Origin of the sequence: Halobacterium wangiae (genome assembly GCF_021249345.1) — an archaeon.
Taxonomy (GTDB): Archaea; Halobacteriota; Halobacteria; order Halobacteriales; family Halobacteriaceae; genus Halobacterium; species Halobacterium wangiae.
On the sequence record NZ_CP089588.1, the window covers coordinates 2154592 to 2173276 of the forward strand.

The 18685-nt window shown below is 70.2% G+C and carries 20 protein-coding genes; 15 read left to right on the top strand and 5 right to left on the bottom strand.

What is annotated here, in order from left to right:
• Window positions 1–105: 105 nt before the first annotated feature.
• Both LT965_RS11295 and LT965_RS11300 read left to right on the top strand, forming a co-directional pair.
• Window positions 106–1215: a DHH family phosphoesterase gene (locus LT965_RS11295; protein WP_232700902.1), complete on the top strand. Its 1110-nt coding sequence runs from the start codon at window positions 106–108 to the stop codon at window positions 1213–1215.
• A 65-nt stretch (window positions 1216–1280) separates the two neighbouring features.
• Window positions 1281–2639, top strand: a complete 1359-nt coding sequence (locus LT965_RS11300) for an alkaline phosphatase family protein (RefSeq protein WP_232700903.1) — start codon at window positions 1281–1283, stop codon at window positions 2637–2639.
• Window positions 2640–2793: 154 nt separating this feature from the next.
• Here LT965_RS11300 and LT965_RS11305 read toward each other — a convergent pair whose 3' ends face one another.
• On the bottom strand, window positions 2794–3867 hold the full coding sequence (locus LT965_RS11305; RefSeq protein WP_232700904.1) for a tubulin/FtsZ family protein: 1074 nt from the start codon (window positions 3865–3867) through the stop codon (window positions 2794–2796).
• Window positions 3868–3943: 76 nt separating this feature from the next.
• Between LT965_RS11305 and LT965_RS11310 the strand changes: the two genes are divergently transcribed.
• Genes LT965_RS11310 through LT965_RS11325 form a run of 4 tightly spaced genes read left to right on the top strand, consistent with a single transcriptional unit; the run spans window position 3944 to window position 7202 of the window.
• The gene (locus LT965_RS11310) at window positions 3944–4729 is read left to right on the top strand and encodes a DUF7286 family protein (RefSeq protein WP_232700905.1); all 786 of its coding nucleotides are present in this window, start codon (window positions 3944–3946) and stop codon (window positions 4727–4729) included.
• Between the two features lie 39 nt (window positions 4730–4768).
• Window positions 4769–5200: a DUF5791 family protein gene (locus LT965_RS11315; protein ID WP_232700906.1), complete on the top strand. Its 432-nt coding sequence runs from the start codon at window positions 4769–4771 to the stop codon at window positions 5198–5200.
• The gene (locus LT965_RS11320) at window positions 5200–6093 is read left to right on the top strand and encodes an SDR family oxidoreductase (protein WP_232700907.1); all 894 of its coding nucleotides are present in this window, start codon (window positions 5200–5202) and stop codon (window positions 6091–6093) included. Before LT965_RS11315 ends, LT965_RS11320 begins: the two co-directional genes overlap by 1 nt.
• A 20-nt stretch (window positions 6094–6113) precedes the next feature.
• Window positions 6114–7202 (top strand): aldo/keto reductase, encoded by a 1089-nt coding sequence (locus tag LT965_RS11325; RefSeq protein ID WP_232700908.1) that lies wholly within the window; start codon window positions 6114–6116, stop codon window positions 7200–7202.
• Here LT965_RS11325 and LT965_RS11330 read toward each other — a convergent pair whose 3' ends face one another.
• Complete coding sequence (locus LT965_RS11330; protein ID WP_232700909.1) at window positions 7203–7370, bottom strand: HVO_0758 family zinc finger protein; 168 nt, start codon at window positions 7368–7370, stop codon at window positions 7203–7205.
• A 107-nt stretch (window positions 7371–7477) separates the two neighbouring features.
• Here LT965_RS11330 and LT965_RS11335 point away from each other — a divergent pair, with 107 nt between their 5' ends.
• From LT965_RS11335 to LT965_RS11360, 6 genes are all read left to right on the top strand, one after another.
• Window positions 7478–8677, top strand: coding sequence for an MFS transporter (locus LT965_RS11335; protein WP_232700910.1), 1200 nt, complete (start codon window positions 7478–7480; stop codon window positions 8675–8677).
• A gap of 26 nt (window positions 8678–8703) precedes the next feature.
• Window positions 8704–9792, top strand: a complete 1089-nt coding sequence (locus LT965_RS11340) for a glycosyltransferase family protein (protein ID WP_232700911.1) — start codon at window positions 8704–8706, stop codon at window positions 9790–9792.
• A gap of 26 nt (window positions 9793–9818) precedes the next feature.
• A complete protein-coding gene (locus LT965_RS11345; RefSeq protein WP_232700912.1) occupies window positions 9819–10256 on the top strand; it encodes a DUF7109 family protein in 438 nt (145 codons plus the stop codon).
• A gap of 30 nt (window positions 10257–10286) precedes the next feature.
• Entirely contained in the window at window positions 10287–10877 is a 591-nt protein-coding gene (locus LT965_RS11350) for an NUDIX hydrolase (protein WP_232700913.1), read from the top strand.
• Window positions 10878–10915: 38 nt separating this feature from the next.
• Window positions 10916–12541, top strand: a complete 1626-nt coding sequence (locus LT965_RS11355; RefSeq protein ID WP_232700914.1) for a hydroxysqualene dehydroxylase — start codon at window positions 10916–10918, stop codon at window positions 12539–12541.
• Window positions 12542–12665: 124 nt separating this feature from the next.
• Window positions 12666–13457 (top strand): DUF7388 family protein, encoded by a 792-nt coding sequence (locus LT965_RS11360; RefSeq protein ID WP_232700915.1) that lies wholly within the window; start codon window positions 12666–12668, stop codon window positions 13455–13457.
• On the opposite strand, the gene LT965_RS11365 is transcribed toward LT965_RS11360, so the two are convergent.
• Window positions 13458–13631: a hypothetical protein gene (locus LT965_RS11365; protein ID WP_232700916.1), complete on the bottom strand. Its 174-nt coding sequence runs from the start codon at window positions 13629–13631 to the stop codon at window positions 13458–13460.
• A gap of 120 nt (window positions 13632–13751) precedes the next feature.
• On the opposite strand from LT965_RS11365, the gene LT965_RS11370 reads away from it, so the two are divergent.
• A complete protein-coding gene (locus tag LT965_RS11370) occupies window positions 13752–14870 on the top strand; it encodes an NAD(P)/FAD-dependent oxidoreductase (RefSeq protein WP_232700917.1) in 1119 nt (372 codons plus the stop codon).
• Here the strand turns inward: LT965_RS11370 and LT965_RS11375 are convergent, their stop codons facing one another.
• Both LT965_RS11375 and LT965_RS11380 read right to left on the bottom strand, forming a co-directional pair.
• Window positions 14871–15398: an Hsp20/alpha crystallin family protein gene (locus tag LT965_RS11375; protein WP_232700918.1), complete on the bottom strand. Its 528-nt coding sequence runs from the start codon at window positions 15396–15398 to the stop codon at window positions 14871–14873.
• Window positions 15395–15553 (bottom strand): DUF7559 family protein, encoded by a 159-nt coding sequence (locus tag LT965_RS11380; RefSeq protein ID WP_232700919.1) that lies wholly within the window; start codon window positions 15551–15553, stop codon window positions 15395–15397. The genes LT965_RS11375 and LT965_RS11380 overlap by 4 nt, the downstream gene beginning before the upstream one ends.
• 99 nt (window positions 15554–15652) lie before the next feature.
• Between LT965_RS11380 and LT965_RS11385 the strand changes: the two genes are divergently transcribed.
• Together LT965_RS11385 and LT965_RS11390 are read left to right on the top strand one after the other, a co-directional pair.
• The gene (locus LT965_RS11385) at window positions 15653–16909 is read left to right on the top strand and encodes a glycosyltransferase family 87 protein (protein WP_232700920.1); all 1257 of its coding nucleotides are present in this window, start codon (window positions 15653–15655) and stop codon (window positions 16907–16909) included.
• A gap of 61 nt (window positions 16910–16970) precedes the next feature.
• Window positions 16971–18665 (top strand): radical SAM protein, encoded by a 1695-nt coding sequence (locus tag LT965_RS11390; RefSeq protein WP_232700921.1) that lies wholly within the window; start codon window positions 16971–16973, stop codon window positions 18663–18665.
• Window positions 18666–18685: the final 20 nt, after the last annotated feature.

Consider the following 18685-nt stretch of genomic DNA (forward strand, 5'->3'; position numbering starts at 1 on the left):
TGCCGATTCACTTCGTTCACCGCTCGCTCGTTCCGAGACACTTCGCTGTGCTCAGCGTCTCGTGCGGGACAAGGTTCTTAACCGTCCGCAGTGACTCTCGGTCACATGCTCTCCGAGGTCGGCTCGGCTCCGCTACCCACCATCGCGTTCGTCGCCATCACCCTGATCGCCGGGGGTGCGGGGGTGTACGCCGTCAGCTCCGTCCTTCGCCGCCGTCGCGCAGACGCCCGAAGCGAGGACTTCGAACAGCTCCGGGACACCATCGCGGGACTCGAATCGGTTGCCCTCGTTGTCCCCGAGAATCCGAGTGTAGACGCGCTCGCTGCCGCTATCGGCCTCCGCGAGCTCTGCAAGGAGTGGGGCGTCTCGGCGCGCGTCTTCGCCGAGGGACGGGTGACTAGCGACGACGCGAAGGCCTTCTGTAACCTGTTCAACCTCACACTCGACGTCGCCGACGACCCGCTCGACGACTACGACGGCGCAGTCGCGGTCGGCGGCGGCGGCACCGTCCCCTCGTTCGCCAATCGGCCGCCGGTCGTCGCGGTGGTGCGCCACCGCCCCGCGGCCGTCGACCACCCGCTCGTCATCGCCGGCAACGACGCCGGCGCCACCTCCACGATCGTCGCGCGGTTCATCGAGCGCGCCGACCGCACGCCCGAACAGGACGTCGCGACCGCGCTCCTCTACGGCATCCGCGCGGGTACCCGGGAGTTCCGCCGGGTCCGCTCCCGCGAGGACTTCCAGGCAGCTAGCTTCCTCCAGGAGTTCGCCGACCAGGGGACCATCGACGCGCTCCGTGCGCCCGGCATGAGCGGCGAGACGTTCGACGTCATCGGCGAGGCGATCGCCAACCGCGAGCGCCGCGCGAGTTTCGCCGTCACGAACGTCGGCAGCGTGCCCGCCGTCAGCTCCCTCGAGGAAGCCGCAGACACGCTGCTCCGTCTCGACGGGGTCTCCTCGGCGGCGGCGTTCGGCGTCCACGAGGACACCGTCGTCACCGCCTGCCGCGCGGAGGACGTCCGCACCAGCGCGCTCGACGTGCTCTCGACGGCGTTCGACCAGACGGAGGCGCTGGGCGGCGACGCCGATGCCGCGACCGCTCGCGTGCCGCTGGGACTGTTCAGTCGCGTGAGCGCCGAACAGCAGCCCACCCTCGACGAACTCATCGACGCGAGCACCCGGAAGGCGCTGTTCGCGTCCTTCGAGCAGGCCTGACCGGGTAGCGACCTATCTGGCCGCCAAGACCAACGCTTTAGTGCGACAACGGCGAGTCGGGAGGTATGGGTCTGTTCGACCGACTCCGCGGGAGTGACGACGCGCGGGTCGCCTTCGTCGGTATCGACGGCGTCCCGTACAGCCTCGTCCGCGCCGAACCCGAGACGTTCCCGAACCTCCACGACGTGCTCGACGAGGGGTCCGGCGGTGCCATCGACAGCATCGTGCCCCCCGAGTCCAGCGCGTGCTGGCCGTCGCTGACCACCGGCGTCAACCCCGGTGAGACGGGCGTATACGGGTTCCAGGACCGCGAAGTCGGCAGCTACGAGACGTACGTGCCGATGGGCCGCGACGTGCAGGCGACCCGACTCTGGGACCGCGTCACCGACGCCGGCCGGGACGCCACCGTCCTGAACGTCCCCGTGACGTTCCCGCCCCAGCGCGACATCCAGCGCATGGTCTCCGGGTTCCTCTCCCCGGACATCGAGAAGGCCTCCCACCCCGAGGACGTCGCGACCTACCTGGAGTCCATCGACTACCGCATCGACACGAACGCGAAACTCGGCCACGACGACGACAAGACGGAGTTCCTCGAGAACGCCCACGAGACCATCGACGCCCGCCAGGAGGCGTTCCTGCACTACGTCGAGGAGGACGACTGGGACCTCTTCTTCGGCGTGTTCATGACGACGGACCGCGTCAACCACTTCCTCTTCGACGACTACGAGCGCGACGGCGAGTACTACGAGGAGTTCCTCGAGTTCTACGCGAAGGTCGACCGTTACATCGGCGAACTCCGCGATGCGCTTCCCGAGGACGTCACCCTCGTCGTCGCCTCCGACCACGGGTTCACTAGCGAGGACTACGAAGTCCACCTGAACGCGTGGCTCGAGGAGGAGGGGTGGCTCTCCTACGAGGACGACGACCACGAGAGCCTCGACGACATCGACGACGATACGAAGGCGTACTCGTTCATCCCCGGCCGGTTCTACATCAACCTCGAGGACCGCGAACCCCGCGGGAGCGTCGCCCCCGAGGAGTACGAGTCGGTCCGCGCGGAACTGAAGGAGAAACTCGAATCCCTAGAGGGCCCGGACGGCGAGCAGGTCGTCGACCGCGTCGTCGAGGGCGAGGACGTCTTCGACGGGGCGCACGACGAGATCGCGCCGGACCTCGTCGCCATCCCGAACCACGGCTTCGACCTGAAGGCCGGCTTCAAGGGCAGCGAGGACGTGTTCAGCGTCGGCCCGCGGACGGGCATGCACTCCTTCGAGAACGCGACGCTCGTCGCCGACGACCCGGACGTCGAGGTGCCTGAGGGGACGGACCTCTACGACATCGCGCCGACTCTCCTCGACCTGCTCGACGTGCAGTACGACAAGCGCGAGTTCGACGGCGCGAGTCTCGTGCAGGCCGACGACTGACGACGGCTTGCGGCCGCTGTTTTGCGGTTTGCTGTGGCATTCGCCGAGCGTAGCGAGGCGATTCACCGCGAGCCTCCGGCTCGCGGGACGTTTTTAGTGTAGCTTTTTGCGAGGAGCGGTGCGCGAGCGCACCCGCCGGAGTAAAAAGCTCCGTTTAGAAGAGCCCGTCCAGTTCTTCGTTCTGGAAGTCCTCCGTGACCTGCTCGCGCTCGACCTCCTCGCTGGCGGCCTTCGCGCGCTCCATGAACTGCTGGATGCGCTCGGAGCGGGCGATGCCCGAGAGGAGCACGAGGACGGCGACGTTGTCGGAGTCGATGGGGAAGTCGCCGCCGCGGACCTGCATGCTTCGGGTCTCCTCTTCGACCCACGAGCGCGCCTTCTCCACGCCTTTCCGTGGGATGCGGTCGCTCTCGCCGGCCGCGATGACGAGTGCGGCGCCGGCCTCCGTCGTCTCGGGGACGCTCATGCCCGAGAGGAGAGCTTTCCGAGTGGTGGAGGTGACGACGTTGATGTTCTCGCCGGCGTCCGGTGCGGCCTCGGCGGTGGCGAACCCGAGAGCGGACATGTTGCCGGACTTGAGCGTGTTGATGACCTCGCTGGAGTCGACGACGCTCTCGCCGACGCCCTCGATACCCTCACCGGCGGCGAGGAGGATACCGATGCGGCGCGCCATGCGCTCGTTGATGGCGTCGTACGCCTCGGTGACGCTCTGGCCGGTCTGGCGCCAGGCGTCGTTGTCGACGAGGAGCGTGGAGTCGGCCTCGCGGACGAGCGTCTTCAGGGAGCGACCCGCGTTGGCCTGGTAGATGCCGCCCTCGTCGCGCCCGGGGAGGATGCCGAGTGCGTAGACGGGAACGTCGTAGACGCGCTTGAGCTCCTTCACCAGGACGGGCGCGCCGCCGGAGCCGGTGCCACCGCCGAGTCCCGCGATCACGAAGATGGCTTCTGTATGGGGGTCGACGACGCCGTCGAGGCCACCCATCACCTCGCGGATGTCGTTCTGCATGACCTCCGCGCCGAGTTCGTTGTCGGCGCCGACGCCATGGCCTTTCACGCGGTCCTGTCCGATCAACATCGTGTCGATCTCCAGTCCTTCGAGGTCCGTCTCCGCCGTGTTGATGGCGAACGCCGAACGAATCGAGTCGTAGCCCGCTCGTCGGTCTTCCGCGAGGAGGGCCTCCGTCACCTTCCCGCCGGCTTGGCCGACACCGATGAGGGCGGCTTTCATACGACATGCCTCACAGCGCTCCTGCATCAACGTTGCGCCCCGAGCATTAAGTACCAGAACGGGACCACCCCCGGTCATGTCGGATGACGAACTCGCGGCCAGAGTGCGGACGGGCGAACGTGCACTGACGGACGACGACGTGAGCGTCGCCGACCTGTCGGACACGGCCGCGGTCCACCAGCGACTCGGTGACGTCGAGACCCGCCTGGAGGCGCTCGCTCGCTGGACGGGCCTCGACGCCCGCGCGAAAGCGGTCGCCAACGGCTCGGCTGCCCGGGCCGTCGCCGCCGAAGCCGCCCGAATCGCGGACGCCTCCGAGGTCCAGCGCGATCGACTGGCGGCGAGACTCCGCGCGGAAGCGCCGAAAATCGCCCAGCGAGGCGCGGTCCGCGTCGCGGCCGGAACGGTCTCGGACACGGTCGCGTCGACGCGGCACGTCGGTCGCATCGTCGCCGAGAACGCGCTCTCGGAGGCCGGCACCGTGACCGCCGAGCGCGCGGCGAAACGACTCGGCGCCGCCGACGTCGGGTCGGTGCCGGCCGGCCTGCCGCTGGCGCCCGTCCCCGGGTTCTGGTACGCGACGACGAACGCGTGGTCCGTCTCGATTCGCGGGGAGTGGGCACGGTTCGTCGTGCACGCGTCGGGTGGCTCGCCGGTCGGCCCCGGCAACGGTACGGCGTACGTCCGCGAGACCGAACCCGTCGCGTTCGACGTGAACGGGGACGGTAGACCGGACCGCGTCGGGCGGAACGAGCGGCTCTCCTTCGACGTCGAGGCGACCGTGGCGGTGGTCGTGCCGGCCGGGCCACGGGGGGTCGGCGACGTCGACGGTGACGCCGACGAGCAGTCCTCGGGCTGGTGAGTCGTAGCCTCCTTGAACACGGGGTGCCTACGTGGGGGCGTGCTAACCGACGAAATCGCGGACCCGGACGCGGTGACCCCCGAAGAGCTGCGTGCGGAGTACCTGTCGACGCTTCGGGACGCCGTCGAGTCAGTCGGCGTGGACGCCGTCGCAGAGCAGTCCGATATCGCGACCGAGCGACTCGACGCGCTGGTCGCGGGGGAGTCGCTGACGTTCACCCTCGAGGAGGCTGCGGCCATCCTCGGGACGAGCGACGACTGGCCGGGCGCCGAGGGCATCCTCCTCGAGGTCCGAGACCACGTGATGCTCCAGATGAGCTCCGCCGTGATGGACGTGGACGCCCTCGCGGCCGGCCTCGACGGCGACCTCGATCCCAAGGAGATACAGCAGAAGATCGAGGGGCGACAGCCGATGACGCTCGCGGAGTACGCCCGCATCTACCGGTACATCGCCAGCGAGAACCCGTACTGATGGACGTCGCCGTGCTCGGCTGTGGCTACGTCGGTCTCGAACTCGGCCGTCAGCTGACGGCGGCGGGTCACGAACCCGTCGGCGTCCGGCGCTCCGCAGACGGCATCGATTCGATTCTGGCGGCTGGCTTCGAGGCCGTCCGCGCGGACGTCACGGACGCCGACTCGCTGGCTTCGGTTCCGGACGTCGACGCCGTCGTCTTCGCGGCGAGTTCCGGGGGTCGGGGTGCCGAGGCGGCCCGCGAGGTGTACGTCGACGGACTCCGGACTGCGATCGAGCAGTTCGGATCGCGGGACGACCCGCCCGACCAGTTCGTCTACACGTCGAGTACGGGCGTCTACGGCGACTACGGCGGTGATTGGGTGGACGAGGAGACGCCACTCGACCCGACGACGGAGAAGACGGAGGTGCTCGCGGAAGCAGAGCGGGTCGCCCTCGAGGAAGGAACCGAGGCGGGGATTGACCCGACCGTCGTGCGGTTCGCGGGGCTGTACGGCCCGGACCGCTACCGACTGACGCGCTACCTCGACGGCCCGGTCACCGAGGGCTACCTGAACATGATCCACCGCGCGGACGCCGCCGGCGTCGTGCGGTTCGCGCTCATCGACGCGGACGAGGACGTGCTGCTCGCGGTGGACGACGAACCGGTGTCGAAGTGGGCGTTCGCGGACTGGCTCGCCGACGAGTGCGGCGTAGCGTGGCCCGAGAAACAGACCGTCGAGGAGCGCCTCGCGGCGGGCGACCTCTCGACGCCCGCAGAGCGGCGCCTGCGGACGAGCAAGCGCTGCTCGAACGCGTTGCTCCGTGAGCTGGGATACGAGTTCTCCTACCCGACGTTCCGGGAGGGCTACCGGCCGGCCGTCGAGGCGTTCCGTCGCGGGGAGTACAAGTAAGCGGCCGGGCAACGTCCGGTATGGCCACCGCAGACGCGACGTTCCGGTACAAGGAGCGGTTCGGCGAGGGGATGGCGCGGACGTACTTCCGGCGCGTCGGCGACCGCGCGGTCTCCAGCGTCGGCCTCGGTACCTACCTCGGCGACCCGACCGACGACGTGGACGACGCCTACTACGAGACCGTCCGGGCGGCCGTCGAGTCCGGTTGCAATGTCGTCGACACCGCCATCAACTACCGCAACCAGCGCAGCGAGCGCGTCGTCGGGCGGGCGCTCGCGGACGCCGACGTGGACCGGGACGCCGTCTTCCTCTCCACGAAGGGTGGCTTCGTCCCCTTCGACGGCGAGCGACCCGAGAACCCCGGCGAGTACGTCCGCTCGGAGTACGTCGACGCGGGCATCGTCGACCCCGAGGACCTCGCCCACGGCAGCCACGCGGTCGCATCGGGGTACGTCGAGGACCAGCTCGACCGGTCGCTGCGCAACCTCGACGTCGACACCATCGACCTCTACTACGTCCACAACCCCGAGACGCAACTCGACGAGCGGCCCGCGAGCGAGCTGTACGACCAGCTCGAAGCCACCTTCGAGCGCCTGGAGCGGCGAGCGGCCGCGGGCGACATCAACCACTACGGCGTGGCGACGTGGGACGCGTTCCGCGTCCCCCGCGACCACGAGCGCTACCTCGACCTGGGCGAACTCATCTCCCGGGCGCGGGCGGCGGCGAAGGAGGTTGGGAACACGGCGACGCACCTCCGCGCGGTACAATTACCGTTCAACGTCTACATGGCCGACGCGTTCACCTGCGAGTCGCAGTCGGGACCGGAGGGTGACCAGAGCGTGCTGTGGTTCGCACACGAGGCGGGACTCAACGTGTTCACGTCCGCGAGTCTCGCGCAGGGCGAGGTGCTCCGGGGCATCCCCAACGCCGTCGACGCAGAGCTGTCCGGGGAGACGGCGGCCCAGCGCGGCCTGAACTTCGCGCGGAGCGCGCCGGGCGTCACGTCGGCGCTCGCGGGCACGACGAGCCCAGCGCACGTCCGCGAGAACGTCGCCGCGGGCTCCTTCGAGCCGCTGGGTGCGGACGCCTTCGACGCCGTCTTCGAGTAGTTAGCGGAGCTGCTTCCACTCGCGGCCGCAGTCGGGACAGACCCGCCGCCAGCCGACACCGCCCCGGTCGCGGGTGGTCAACTGCCTGTTACAGTCGTCGCACACCAGCCGCTCGTAGGTGTCCTTCCGCACTGTCCCGGAGCGAAGCGCCTTGGTCACCGAACTCATGGACCATCGTTGCACACTCCGTACCTTCAGTAAACACCGGCTAACGCCCGTGGTACGGTCGCCACCGGAACCACAACTGTTGACAGGCCGGCCCGTGAAGTGCGGTCGTGTCCAGTCCGTCTGCCGGGAGCGACGCGGGACGCGTCCGCCTGTTCGGGTCGCTGTGCGCGCTCGTGTTCCTCGTGAACTTCGGGCGCGTCGTCTTCGCGCCGCTCGTCGCGCCACTCGAGTCGCACTTCGTGGCGAGCGAAGCCGCCGTCGGACTCGTCGCGACGCTCGTGTGGCTCGGCAGCGCGCTCCCGCGCCTGCCGACGGGCTACCTGTTGACGCGCGTCGAGCGCCACCGCGTGGTCCTCGGGACGGGCGTCCTGCTCGCCGTCTCCTCGCTCGGGATGACGTTCGCGCCGACCATCGAGTTCGTGATGCTCGGCGCGCTGCTCGTCGGCCTCGCCTCCGGAGCGTACTTCGTCGCGGCGAACCCCCTCATCAGCGAGCTGTTCCCCCAGCGCGTCGGCCGCGTCGTCGGCGTCCACGGCACGGCCTCGCAGCTCGCGGCCGCCATCGCGCCCGTCTTCGTCGGCCTGTTGCTCGTCCGCTACGACTGGCGGGCGCCGTTCTGGCTGCTGTCGGCCGCCGCGCTCGCCGTCACTGCGGTCATCTACGTGTTCGCGGGCCGTGCGGACCTGCCCGACGCGGGCGCCGCCGACCGCGAACTCCTCGGTGCCATCCGGCGCCAGTACCGCATCGTCCTGCTGGGTGTCGTCGTGGTCGGTGTCGCCGGCTTCGTCTGGAACGGCTTCTTCAACTTCTACATCAAGTACCTCATCGCCACGAAGGACGTCTCCGCGTCGACGGCGCAGACGCTGCTTACCGTCGTGTTCGCGGCCGGCGTCCCCGCGTTCTGGTACACGGGCCGACTCGCCGACCGCTTCCGCCACGTCCCGCTGATGCTGGCGGTGCTCGGCGGGTTCGTTCTCTCCCTGCTGGCGATGACCGTCGTGGAGAGTGTGATCGGGGTGGCGCTCGTCTCCGCCGTGCTCGGCTACGCCGTCCACAGCCTCGTCCCCGCAATCGACACGTTCCTCCTCGACAGCCTCCCGGACGCCGACCGCGCAAGCGCGTACGCCGGCTACAGCGGCGCAATGATGGTCGTCCAGGCGTTCGGCAGCGTCGCCGTCGGGACGCTGCTCGGCATGGAGTACGGCTACGACCTCGTCTTCCGCGTCGGCGGCCTCGGCGTCGGGGCGCTGCTCGTCGCGCTCGTGGTCCTCTACCGCGCCGGCCGCCTGCCCGCTGGCGCAAGCTAGTTGGGACGGGCGTCCGCAGACGGGGTATGGACTACACGCAGGAGCGCGTGGCGACGCTCCACGACTACGGGGCCGCGGACCCGGACGCGCCGACCGACCGCACCGCCGTGGTGGTGCCGATGACCGACCGGGAGTACGCCGGCCTCGCCCCCGAACGCGTCTTCTCCGAGCTGGAGACCGTCGACCCCGCGGCGGTCGTCGTGCCGCTGCGCGCGCCCGCCGAGCGCGTTCCCGAGTTCTGTGCGTGGCTCGACGAGTTCGACGTCGACCTCACCGTCCTCTGGTGTGACGGGCCGCGCGTCGAGTCGCTGCTCGCCGAGGCGGACCTCGACGGCGCGCGCGGGAAGGGCCGGGACGTCTGGCTAGCGCTAGGGGTCGCGGCCGCCAACAACGACTTCGTCGTGGTTCACGACGCGGACACGACGACCTACGAGGCCCGCGACGTCCGGAAACTCCTCTTCCCGCTCGCGCAGGGCTTCGACTTCTCGAAGGGGTACTACGCTCGCGTGGAGAACGACCGCCTCTACGGCCGGCTGTTCCGCCTGTTCTACGAGCCGCTGGTCGCCGCCCTGAACGACGCCCACGACCACGAGGTCCTGTCGTTCCTCGGCGCCTTCCGGTACGCGCTCGCCGGGGAGTGCGCGATGACGAGCGAGGTTGCTCGCGGCCTCCGCGTACAGCGAACGTGGGGACTCGAGGTCGGCACGCTCGGCGAGGCGTTCCGGCTCGCGGGGACCGCTGGCGCGGCGCAGGTCGACCTCGGCCGGTACGAACACGACCACCGCGCCGTCTCCGGGCCGACCGGGCTCTCGGAGATGAGCGAGGGCGTCGGGAGCGCGCTGTTCCGTGCGCTGGCGGACGCCGGGGTCGACGTGGAGTACGACACGCTCGCGGAGCGCTACCTCGACCGCGCCGGCGAGTTCGTGCGGGCCTACGGCGCCGACGCCGCGTTCAACGACCTTGACTACGACGCCGCCGACGAGCGCGCCCAGACGGAGATGTATGCGGAGGCGATCGCACCGCCGGGTCCGGACACCCGCCTGCCCGCCTGGACGGACGCCCCGCTCGACCCCGGGGAGGTGGCGGCGGCCGCCGCGGCGGACGCGGAGGATTGAAGCCCACGCGGTCGACACCCCAGTTCATGGACGGGGACGAACTCGCGGGCATCGCGGACCTCTTCGGCGGCCTGACGCGCGAGGAACTCGACGACGCACTCGCCGAACTGGCCTTCAAGCGCGGCGAGGAGTTCGAGAACAGCGACGCGGCCGTCGAGGCGGCGCTCCGCGACTACTACCTCGTGGCGGTCGAGTCGGGCGACGAGACGCTACTCGTACCCGGTCCCGTCGCGTTCCCGGACCTCCCCGAGAACGCGGGGGACCTCCCGCACATCATGGACGTCGAGCGCCGGAGCGTCGACCGCGACGCGCTCGCCGACGCGGTCCGGGAGCGACTGGAGGCCGACGCCGCAGGGGCCGACGACGAGCGCGCCCGCGCCCTCGTCGACGTGACCTACGACGCCGAGGCGTGGGCGCCGGTCGAACTCGGGGGAGTGCGGCAACGATTGGCCGACGACGCGTGAGTTAAGGGCGTCGCGTCCGTCCCGCCCACCATGGACCTCTCGCGGGTGGCCGCCCACCGTCCGCAGCGAATCACGGACGAGGACCGGGACGCGGCGGTGCTCGTCCCCGTCGTCGAGCGCGAGGAGACCGCGTTGCTGTTCACAATGCGCGCCGACCACCTCGGCGAGCACCCCGGACAGATGAGTTTCCCCGGCGGCAGCCGCGAGCCCAGCGACGCGGACCTCTGGGATACGGCGGCCCGCGAGGCCCACGAGGAGATCGGTCTGCGACACGAGGAACTCTCCTTCGTCGGTCAACTGGACGACATCAGCACGGTCACCAGCTACTCGGTGACGCCGTTCGTCGGGCGCGTCCCGGACCGCGAGTACGAACCCGACGAGCGCGAGGTCGACGAGGTGGTCGTGCTCCCGCTCTCGGGGCTCACCGACCCGACGAACTACGAACTCGAGAAGCGCAGCCACCCGTCGTACGGCGAGGCGCTCGTCCACTTCTTCCACGTGAACGACTACACCGTCTGGGGGGCGACCGGCCGCATCCTGGTGCAGTTCCTCGAACTCGCCTGCGGCTGGACGCCACCGGACCGCGACCCAGACGTCGTCGAGATGGACCCCGACGGGTAGGAAACACGCTGAAGGTGTCACGGCTCCAAGGGTCACCGATGTCCGACTCGCCGACCGTCGCGGTGCTGGGGGGAGGAATCGGCGGCCTGACCGCGGCCCACGAACTCGCCGAGCGCGGGTTCGACGTGACCGTCTACGAGGCCAACGACCGCGTCGGCGGGAAGGCCCGGAGCATCCCGGCCTCCGACGACGACGAGCCACTGCTCGGGGAGCACGGCTTCCGGTTCTTCCCGGCGTACTACCGGAACGTCGTGGACACGATGGAGCGCATCCCGGACGCCGACGGGAGCGTCGCCGACCACCTCGTGGCGACCAGCGAGACGCTCGTCTCGGGAATCGGTGACCTCGCCGTCCGTGCGTCCACGGAGCGCCCGTCGACGCCCCGCGAGTGGCTGGACGCGTTCCGGCCACAGATCGCGGGCGGGTCGGTGCCGCGCCACGAGATCGCACACTTCCTCTCGCGGCTCGCGGTGTTGCTGACGAGCTGCCAGGAGCGCCGCGAGGACGAGTTCGAGCGCACGTCGTGGTGGGAGTTCATCGACGCCGCGGAGATGTCCCCGGCGTACCAGAAACACCTCGCGGCGTCCACGCAGGCGCTGGTCGCGCTCCGCCCGGAGGTGGGGAGCGCGCGCACCGTAGGGTCGATCTACCTTCAGTTGCTGTTCGGTCAGTTCTACCCCGACAGGCCCGCAGAACGGGTGCTCGACGGACCGACGAGCGAGGTGTGGTTCGACCCGTGGGTCGGCTACCTCCACGAACGGGGCGTCACCATCGAACTCGACGCCCCCGTCACGGCCATCGAGAGCGACGGCCGACGGGTGACTGGCGCCGTCGTCGATGGCGAGCGCGTCACCGCAGACTACTACGTCGCCGCGCTCCCCGTGGATGTGATGCGGCGTCTCGTCACACCGGAACTGCGGCGCGCAGCCCCGTCGCTGGCCGGCGTCGAACACGTCGAGACGGCGTGGATGAACGGCGTCCAGTTCTACCTCGACCGCGACGTCCCCATCGTCGGCGGGCACGCCGTCTACGTCGACTCGCCGTGGGCGCTCACGTCCATCAGCCAGCGGCAGTTCTGGGTCGACCACGACCCCGTCGCGCGTTCGGGCGGGGAGGTCGAGGGTGTGCTGTCAGTCATCGCCTCCGACTGGGAGACGCCCGGCGTGCTGTACGGCAAGCCAGCCAGGGAGTGCACGCGCGAGGAGGTCGTCGAGGAGATTTGGGCGCAGGTGCAGGCCCACCTCGGCCCCGAGGAACTGCCGGACGAGGCCCGCGTCTCGCACTTCCTCGACCCGGCGCTCGGGGAGGGTGAGGGTGGACTGACGAACGACGCGCCGCTGGTCATCAACACGGTGGGGAGCCTCCGACACCGGCCCGAGGCGGGGACGGAGGCGGAGAACCTCGTGCTCGCGGCCGACTACGTGCGCGTGGACACCGACCTGGCGACGATGGAGGCCGCCAGCGAGGCCGGGCGCCGGGCCGCCAACGCCGTCCTCTCTCGCTCCCGCGTCCACGCGCGGCCGTGCGAGGTGTGGGGCCTCGAGGAGCCGCGAGTGTTCGACCCGCTGAAGCGACAGGACGAACTCCGGTACAGACTCGGCCTCCCACACCCCGGCGAGGCCGGCCACGACGCCTGGGAGGTCCTCCACTCCCTGCGGCCGTAATTCGCGGGGGCGACACCCTTTTCCCGACTCGTGCGGTAGCCGGGGTATGGTCGCAGAGACGATTGGTCGAGTTCCGCTACTGTACTGAGAGTCAATTCCGTCTCGTGGCCCGGGGTGACCTGTCGTGTTGAGAAGCGACAGCCACGCCGCGGTCGCGGGCGTCGACGCCGTCGCGCTGAAACCCGCCGAACACGACTGGACGAAGATCCCAGACCTCCACGACGCGTTCGAGACGGTCACGATAGACTACGAGGGCCGCGAGCACCTCCCCGACTTCGACGCGCTCGCCGACCTCGCGGACGCCGACCGCGAGGTCCGACTCACGACGCCCGTCCGCGCGGACGGGTTCGATCCCGTCGGTGACGACTCGCTGTCGGCCGACCTGCCCGAGCACGTCGGCCGCGTCGTCGTCGCCGGGCACAGCGCCTACCTCTCGGAGACGGAGGCCGAGCGCGCAATCGCCCCCCGGTTCGGCGCCGCCGTCGCGGCCGACGGGGACGCCTGGGTCGGCACCGAGGGCGTCGAGCGCGCGGCGCTCGCGACGGGTGCGACGCAGTTCGAGTTGCTCGCCAGGAGCACCGAACGGACCGTGCGCTCGCTGCGAGCGGCTGGCTTCGACGGCGAGATAGCGGTGTACGCGCCCACCGTGCTGAGCGACGACGAAGACGAGATACTGGACGCCGTCGGCGCGTACGCGGCCCGGCGCAGGCCCGTAGCCCGCGCGCTCCCCGAGGACGCGGCGACGGACGGGACCGCCGACGGACGCGCCCGCGAGGTGCTGTCGAAAGCCGTCAGAGACTACGCACTGGTTGGCGACGCAGAAACAGTCGGCGAGCGCGTCGACGCGCTGCGTGCGGCGGGCGTCGACCACGTGGTCGCCTACCCTGCGGCGGGTCTCGACGCCTTCCTCGACTGACTACTCGACGGTGACGAGGAACGTCTTGCCACCGCGGCGCTCGAGGAACGCGTCGTCCGAGTGGCTGTCCGCGTAGGCGGCGACGCCAGCGGCGGTCATCTCCGACACCTCGATGCGCCGCTCCGAACTGTCGGTCGTGCGCGGCGTGCGGCGGCGTCTTCCCTGGAGTGACATATCTGGAAATTAGACGGTACCCGCTTTAACGTCACCCGTGCAGAGTGAAAGTGAAACTAACGGCAGGCGGCCGGACGCCGCGTCCGCGGCAGTTATGCGGGTGCCACCGCACGCTCCGGTATGGACGACTCTCTCAGCGGCACCGACAGGCGCGTGGCGGTCGTCGGTGGCGGCGCCGTGGGTCTCACTGCCGCCCACGACCTCGCGCAGCGCGACGCCCACGTGACCCTGTACGACGCCGGCGAGGTCGGCGGCGAGAGCACCGGTCGAGCGGCCGGCATCCTCTACGACGCGTTCGCAGAGGACGTCGACGCGCACGTCGCGGCCCGCGCCCTCGATCGGTTCCGCGAGTTCTCGGGCGACGGCGAATTCGCCGTCCGCGAGACGCCGTACCTGTGGTTCGTCACCGAACCCGGCGCGAAGGCCGAGGCCATCCGCGAGCAGGTCGCGGGGATGCAGCGCCAGGGCCGTCACGTCGAGCGCATCGACGCCGACACAGTCGCCGAGCGCTTCCCGGCTCTCCGGACCGACGACGTCGTCGAGGCCGCCATCGCTTACGACGCCGGCGTGGTCGACACGAGCGCGTACGCCGACCTGCTCGCCTCGAAAGCCGCGGAGCGGGGCGTCGAGATCCGAGAGCAGACGCCCGCGTCCGTCGCGACGGACCCGACGCGCGTGAACGGCGAGCGCTACGACGCCGTGCTCGTCGCGGCCGGCGCGCACACGAAGCGAGTGCTCGCCGACGCCGGATTCTCGGTGGCACTCAAGCCCTACCGCGTCCAGGCTCTGACGGCGAACGATCCCGGGGAGATGCCGACGTTCTACGACGCCACCGCGGGCTACTACGCCCGCCCGCACCCCACTGGCCTGCTCGCCGGCGACGGCACCGAACCCGTCGAGGCCGACCCTGGGACGTACGACCGCGCGGGCGACGACTGGTTCGTCGACGCGACGCGCGAGCGCCTCGCCGACCGCCTCCCCGGCTACGACCCGGACATCGAGCGCGCGTGGGCAGGCCTCTGCACGGCCACGCCGGATCGCGACCCGCTGCTCGGCGAACTCGCCGACGGACTCTTCGTCGCCGCCGGCTGGCAGGGCCACGGCTTCATGCGCGCGCCGGCCACCGGCGAAGCGATCGCAGAACAGATCCTCGGTGACGACGGGATCGCCGCCTTCGACCCGACGCGGTTCACGGGCGAGGAGTCCTTCGACATCGTCGAGGGGATGACCGTCGAGTAGCTACTCGATTGGGACGTCGTCCCTGTCCGACTCGTCCTCGACCTCTCCGCCGCGGTCCACCTGTTCGACGGCGTCCGGGTCCGTCTCAGTGGTCTCCGTCCGAGTGTCGTCGGCCTGGCTTCCCTGAGTGACGTCGATGCGCGTGCCGTCGTCGGCGCCTTTCGGCAGGAAGACGTATAGCGTGCCGTCGTCGTTCAGTTCGGCGTGCGCGCTGTCGGCCTCCACGACGGCATCCCCGGGGAGTGTAGCCTCGCCGTCCAGGGCCAGGCCCCGGCCGGGGAACAGCATGTCGAACCCCTCGCGGTACTCGCGGAAGCGGTCGACGCGTACCGACACCGTGTTCTCCGCGTAGTTCACCTGGACGTCGCTGGTCAGTGCGCCGGGCACGTCGAAGACGACGAGGTACTCCTCGTCGCTCTCGAGGACGTCGACCGGGAGCGGCGACTCCTCCTGGAACTGCGAGGCCGCCTGCCCCATCCGTCGCAGCACCGCGCCGCCGACCGCCTCGGCGAGTTCGCGACCCCTCATAGCTCGATCGCCTCCAGCGGGTCGGTCTCCCGGCAGTACGGACACGCGAAGTCGGACACCCCGACGCTGTCCGGCATGTCGTACGTGTAGTGCATCTCGAACATGTCCATCTCGCAGTCGTCGTTCGTACAGCGGACCTCGAGCGTGGCGGGCATACCTCGACGTTGGGACGCCGCGGGCATAAAGCGGCCGGCCGCGGAGGGAACGGCCCTGCCACCGGAAGACGCAAGTGGTCCGCGGTGCCCCCTTCTCCCGTGCCCTCGACTCGTGGGCTCCGGTCCCTCCCCCTCCGCACCAGGCGGTTCGCAGCGACGCACGCCCCTCGCCTCGTCCTCTCGGCGGCCGTCCTCTCGGGACTGGTCACCGCCGTCGTCTTCCCCGCCGCGAACCCCGGGCAGGTCGCGCTCGCGAGCGACGTCTACTACGCCGCCGGTCGCGCGGTCCTCGCCGGTCAGCCGCTTTACGACGTCGGCTTCCTCTACCCCCCGCCGATCGCCGTCGCGTTCGTCCCGAACGCGCTGCTGGGCAGCACCACCCTGGCGTACGCCTTCCAGATTCTGGTCGGGGTGGTGTCGCTCGGCGCAGTCGCCGTGGTCGGTGTCCGTCTCGCGGAGCGTGTGGGTGCCGACCTCGGGCGAACCGACCGCTGGCTCGTCGGCGCCGCCGTCGTCGCCAGTTCGCCGTCGGTCGTGAACCTCGTGAACGGCCAGGTCAACCCGGTGCTCGCGGCGGCCGTCGCCGCCGGAGTTCTGGCGTTCGAATCCGACCGCGAGTGGGCGAGCGGTGTGGCGTTCGCGCTCGCCGCGCTCGTCAAACTGTTCCCCGCGCTCGTCGGCGCGTGGCTCCTCCGCCAGCGCGCCTGGCGCGCGGTCGCCGCCGCCACCGCCACCGGCCTCGGCCTCCTGCTCGCCGGGCTCGTCCTCTTCGGTCCCGCCCCCTACGAGACGTTCGTCACCACCGTCCTCACCGGCGAGGCGAACGTCGCCACCTTCCCGGACGGCCCGGACGCGTCGGAGCCCTACACCACCATCCGGCGCCAGTTGACCGCGGTCGCCCCGGGACTCTCCGGTGGAGCCCTGCTCGCCGCCAGCGTCGCCGTCCTCGCGCCCATCGTCGCCGCAGCGAACCGGGTCACCGCCACGCTCACCGACCGGCTGGTCGGCCTCCACGCCCTCCTCACGGCCACCCTCGTCGCGTTCCCGCTGGAGCCGTTCTACGCCGTGCTCGCCTACCCGACGCTCGTCCCGCTGCTGTACGCACTCGACGGCACTCCCCGCAGGCTATTCCTCGTCGGATCGCTGCTCACCGTCGTCCCCATCGCACTCGCCGACGTCGCGCTCGTCGCCACGCTGCCCGTGTTCCCGCAGGCCGTCACCGACACGTTGCTCGGTGGTGCCGAGACCACGTTCACCTACGTCCACCCGCCGACGATCGGCGCCGCGCTCACGCTCGCCGCGTGCGTCCTCCAGCAGCACGGCAGGGCCGTCGAGCCGTCCTCGGGAGCCGCCTGAGGGGCAAGGACTGTCGCCCCGTGTAGTCACGTTCTTACGCGTCGACCCCCAATCCCCGCCAATGAACGACCCCGCGGAACTGGACGTGACGCTCGTGGACGGCTACGTCGACGAGCCGGCGCACTTCGGCGTGCCGCCGTACATCTCCACGTACCCGCGGTACGCCGCCGGCGCGATGGTGGACGCCGGCGTCGACCCCGCGAACGTCACCTACCACACCATCGACGAACTGCGCGACGACCGCTCGAAGTGGGCCGACGTGGCGGACGCTGACCTCTTCGTCTACGTCGGTGGGATGACCGTCCCCGGCAAGTACGTCGGCGGGACGCCAGCCGAACCAGACGAAGTCCGGGAACTCGCGTGGGTCGCCGAGGGGACGAGCGTGATGGGCGGCCCCGTCCGATTCGGCGTCGGCGAGGAGAACGCGGGCGCCCAGGAGATGGAGCGCTCGGACCTCGACTTCGACTTCCTCGCGATGGCGGACGTCGAGGCGGCGGCCTACGACCTCGTGAGCAACGGCCTGGAGGGGTTCGAGGACCGCTACCGCGACAACGACGAGATCGACCGCTGGGGGGCGAAGGGCGCGTTCGTCGTCGAGCAACACCCCAACTTCCCGGAGTACCTCATCTGCGAGATGGAGACCTCGCGTGGCTGCGCGTACCGCTGTTCGTTCTGCACGGAACCGATGTACGGCGACCCCGGGTTCCGGAGCGCGGAGTCAGTCGTGCGTGAGGTCGGGAACCTCTACAACGCCGGCGCGCGACACTTCCGCCTCGGCCGGCAGGCCGACATCCTCGCGTTCGGCGGCGACGGCGAAGCCCCGAATCCCGAGGCGCTGCGCCGCCTCTACGAAGGCATCCGAGAGGTGGCGCCCGACCTCGGGACGCTGCACCTCGACAACATGAACCCCGTGACCATCGTGGACTACCCCGAGAAGTCTCGGGAGGCCATCCGCATCATCGCCGAGCACAACACCGCGGGCGACACCGCGGCGTTCGGCCTGGAGTCGGCGGACCCAGTGGTCGCCGAGGAGAACCACCTCCTCGTCTCCGCTGACGAGTGTCTCGAGGCCGTCCGCGTCGTCAACGAGGTAGGCGGCTGGCGCCCCGGCGAGTCTCCCGAGGACGCACCGACGTTCGGAGAGGAGGCCACGAACCGCCTGCCGAAACTGCTCCCCGGCATCAACCTCGTCCACGGACTCGCGGGCGAGAGCGCGGAGACGTTCGAGCACAACAAACGGTTCCTCCAGCGCGTGCTCGACGAGGGGCTGATGCTCCGGCGCATCAACATCCGCCAGGTGATGACCTTCGAGGGGACGGAGATGGCGGAGACGGGCGTCGAACTCGCCGAGAACCACAAACAGCTGTTCAAGCAGTACAAGACGGAGGTCCGCGAGGAGATAGACAACCCGATGCTGAACCGCGTGGTGCCCCCGGGTACCGTCCTCGAGGACGTCCACCTGGAGTACCACCAGGACGGCAAGACGTTCGGTCGCCAGCTCGGTACGTACTCGCTGCTCGTCGCCGTCCCGGGCGAGCGCGAACTCGGCCAGACCATCGACGTCGCGGTCACCGACCACGGCTACCGCTCGGTCACCGGCGTCCCCTACCCGCTGGACCTCGACAGCGCGTCGATGGCAGAACTCACGGCCATCCCCGGCATCGGCGACCGGACGGCCGGCGACATCCTCGTCGACCGCCCCCACGACACCACACCGACCGTCGACGACGCCGACATCGCGAAGTTCGTCCGTTGACGACCCGGGACGCGAGCGGG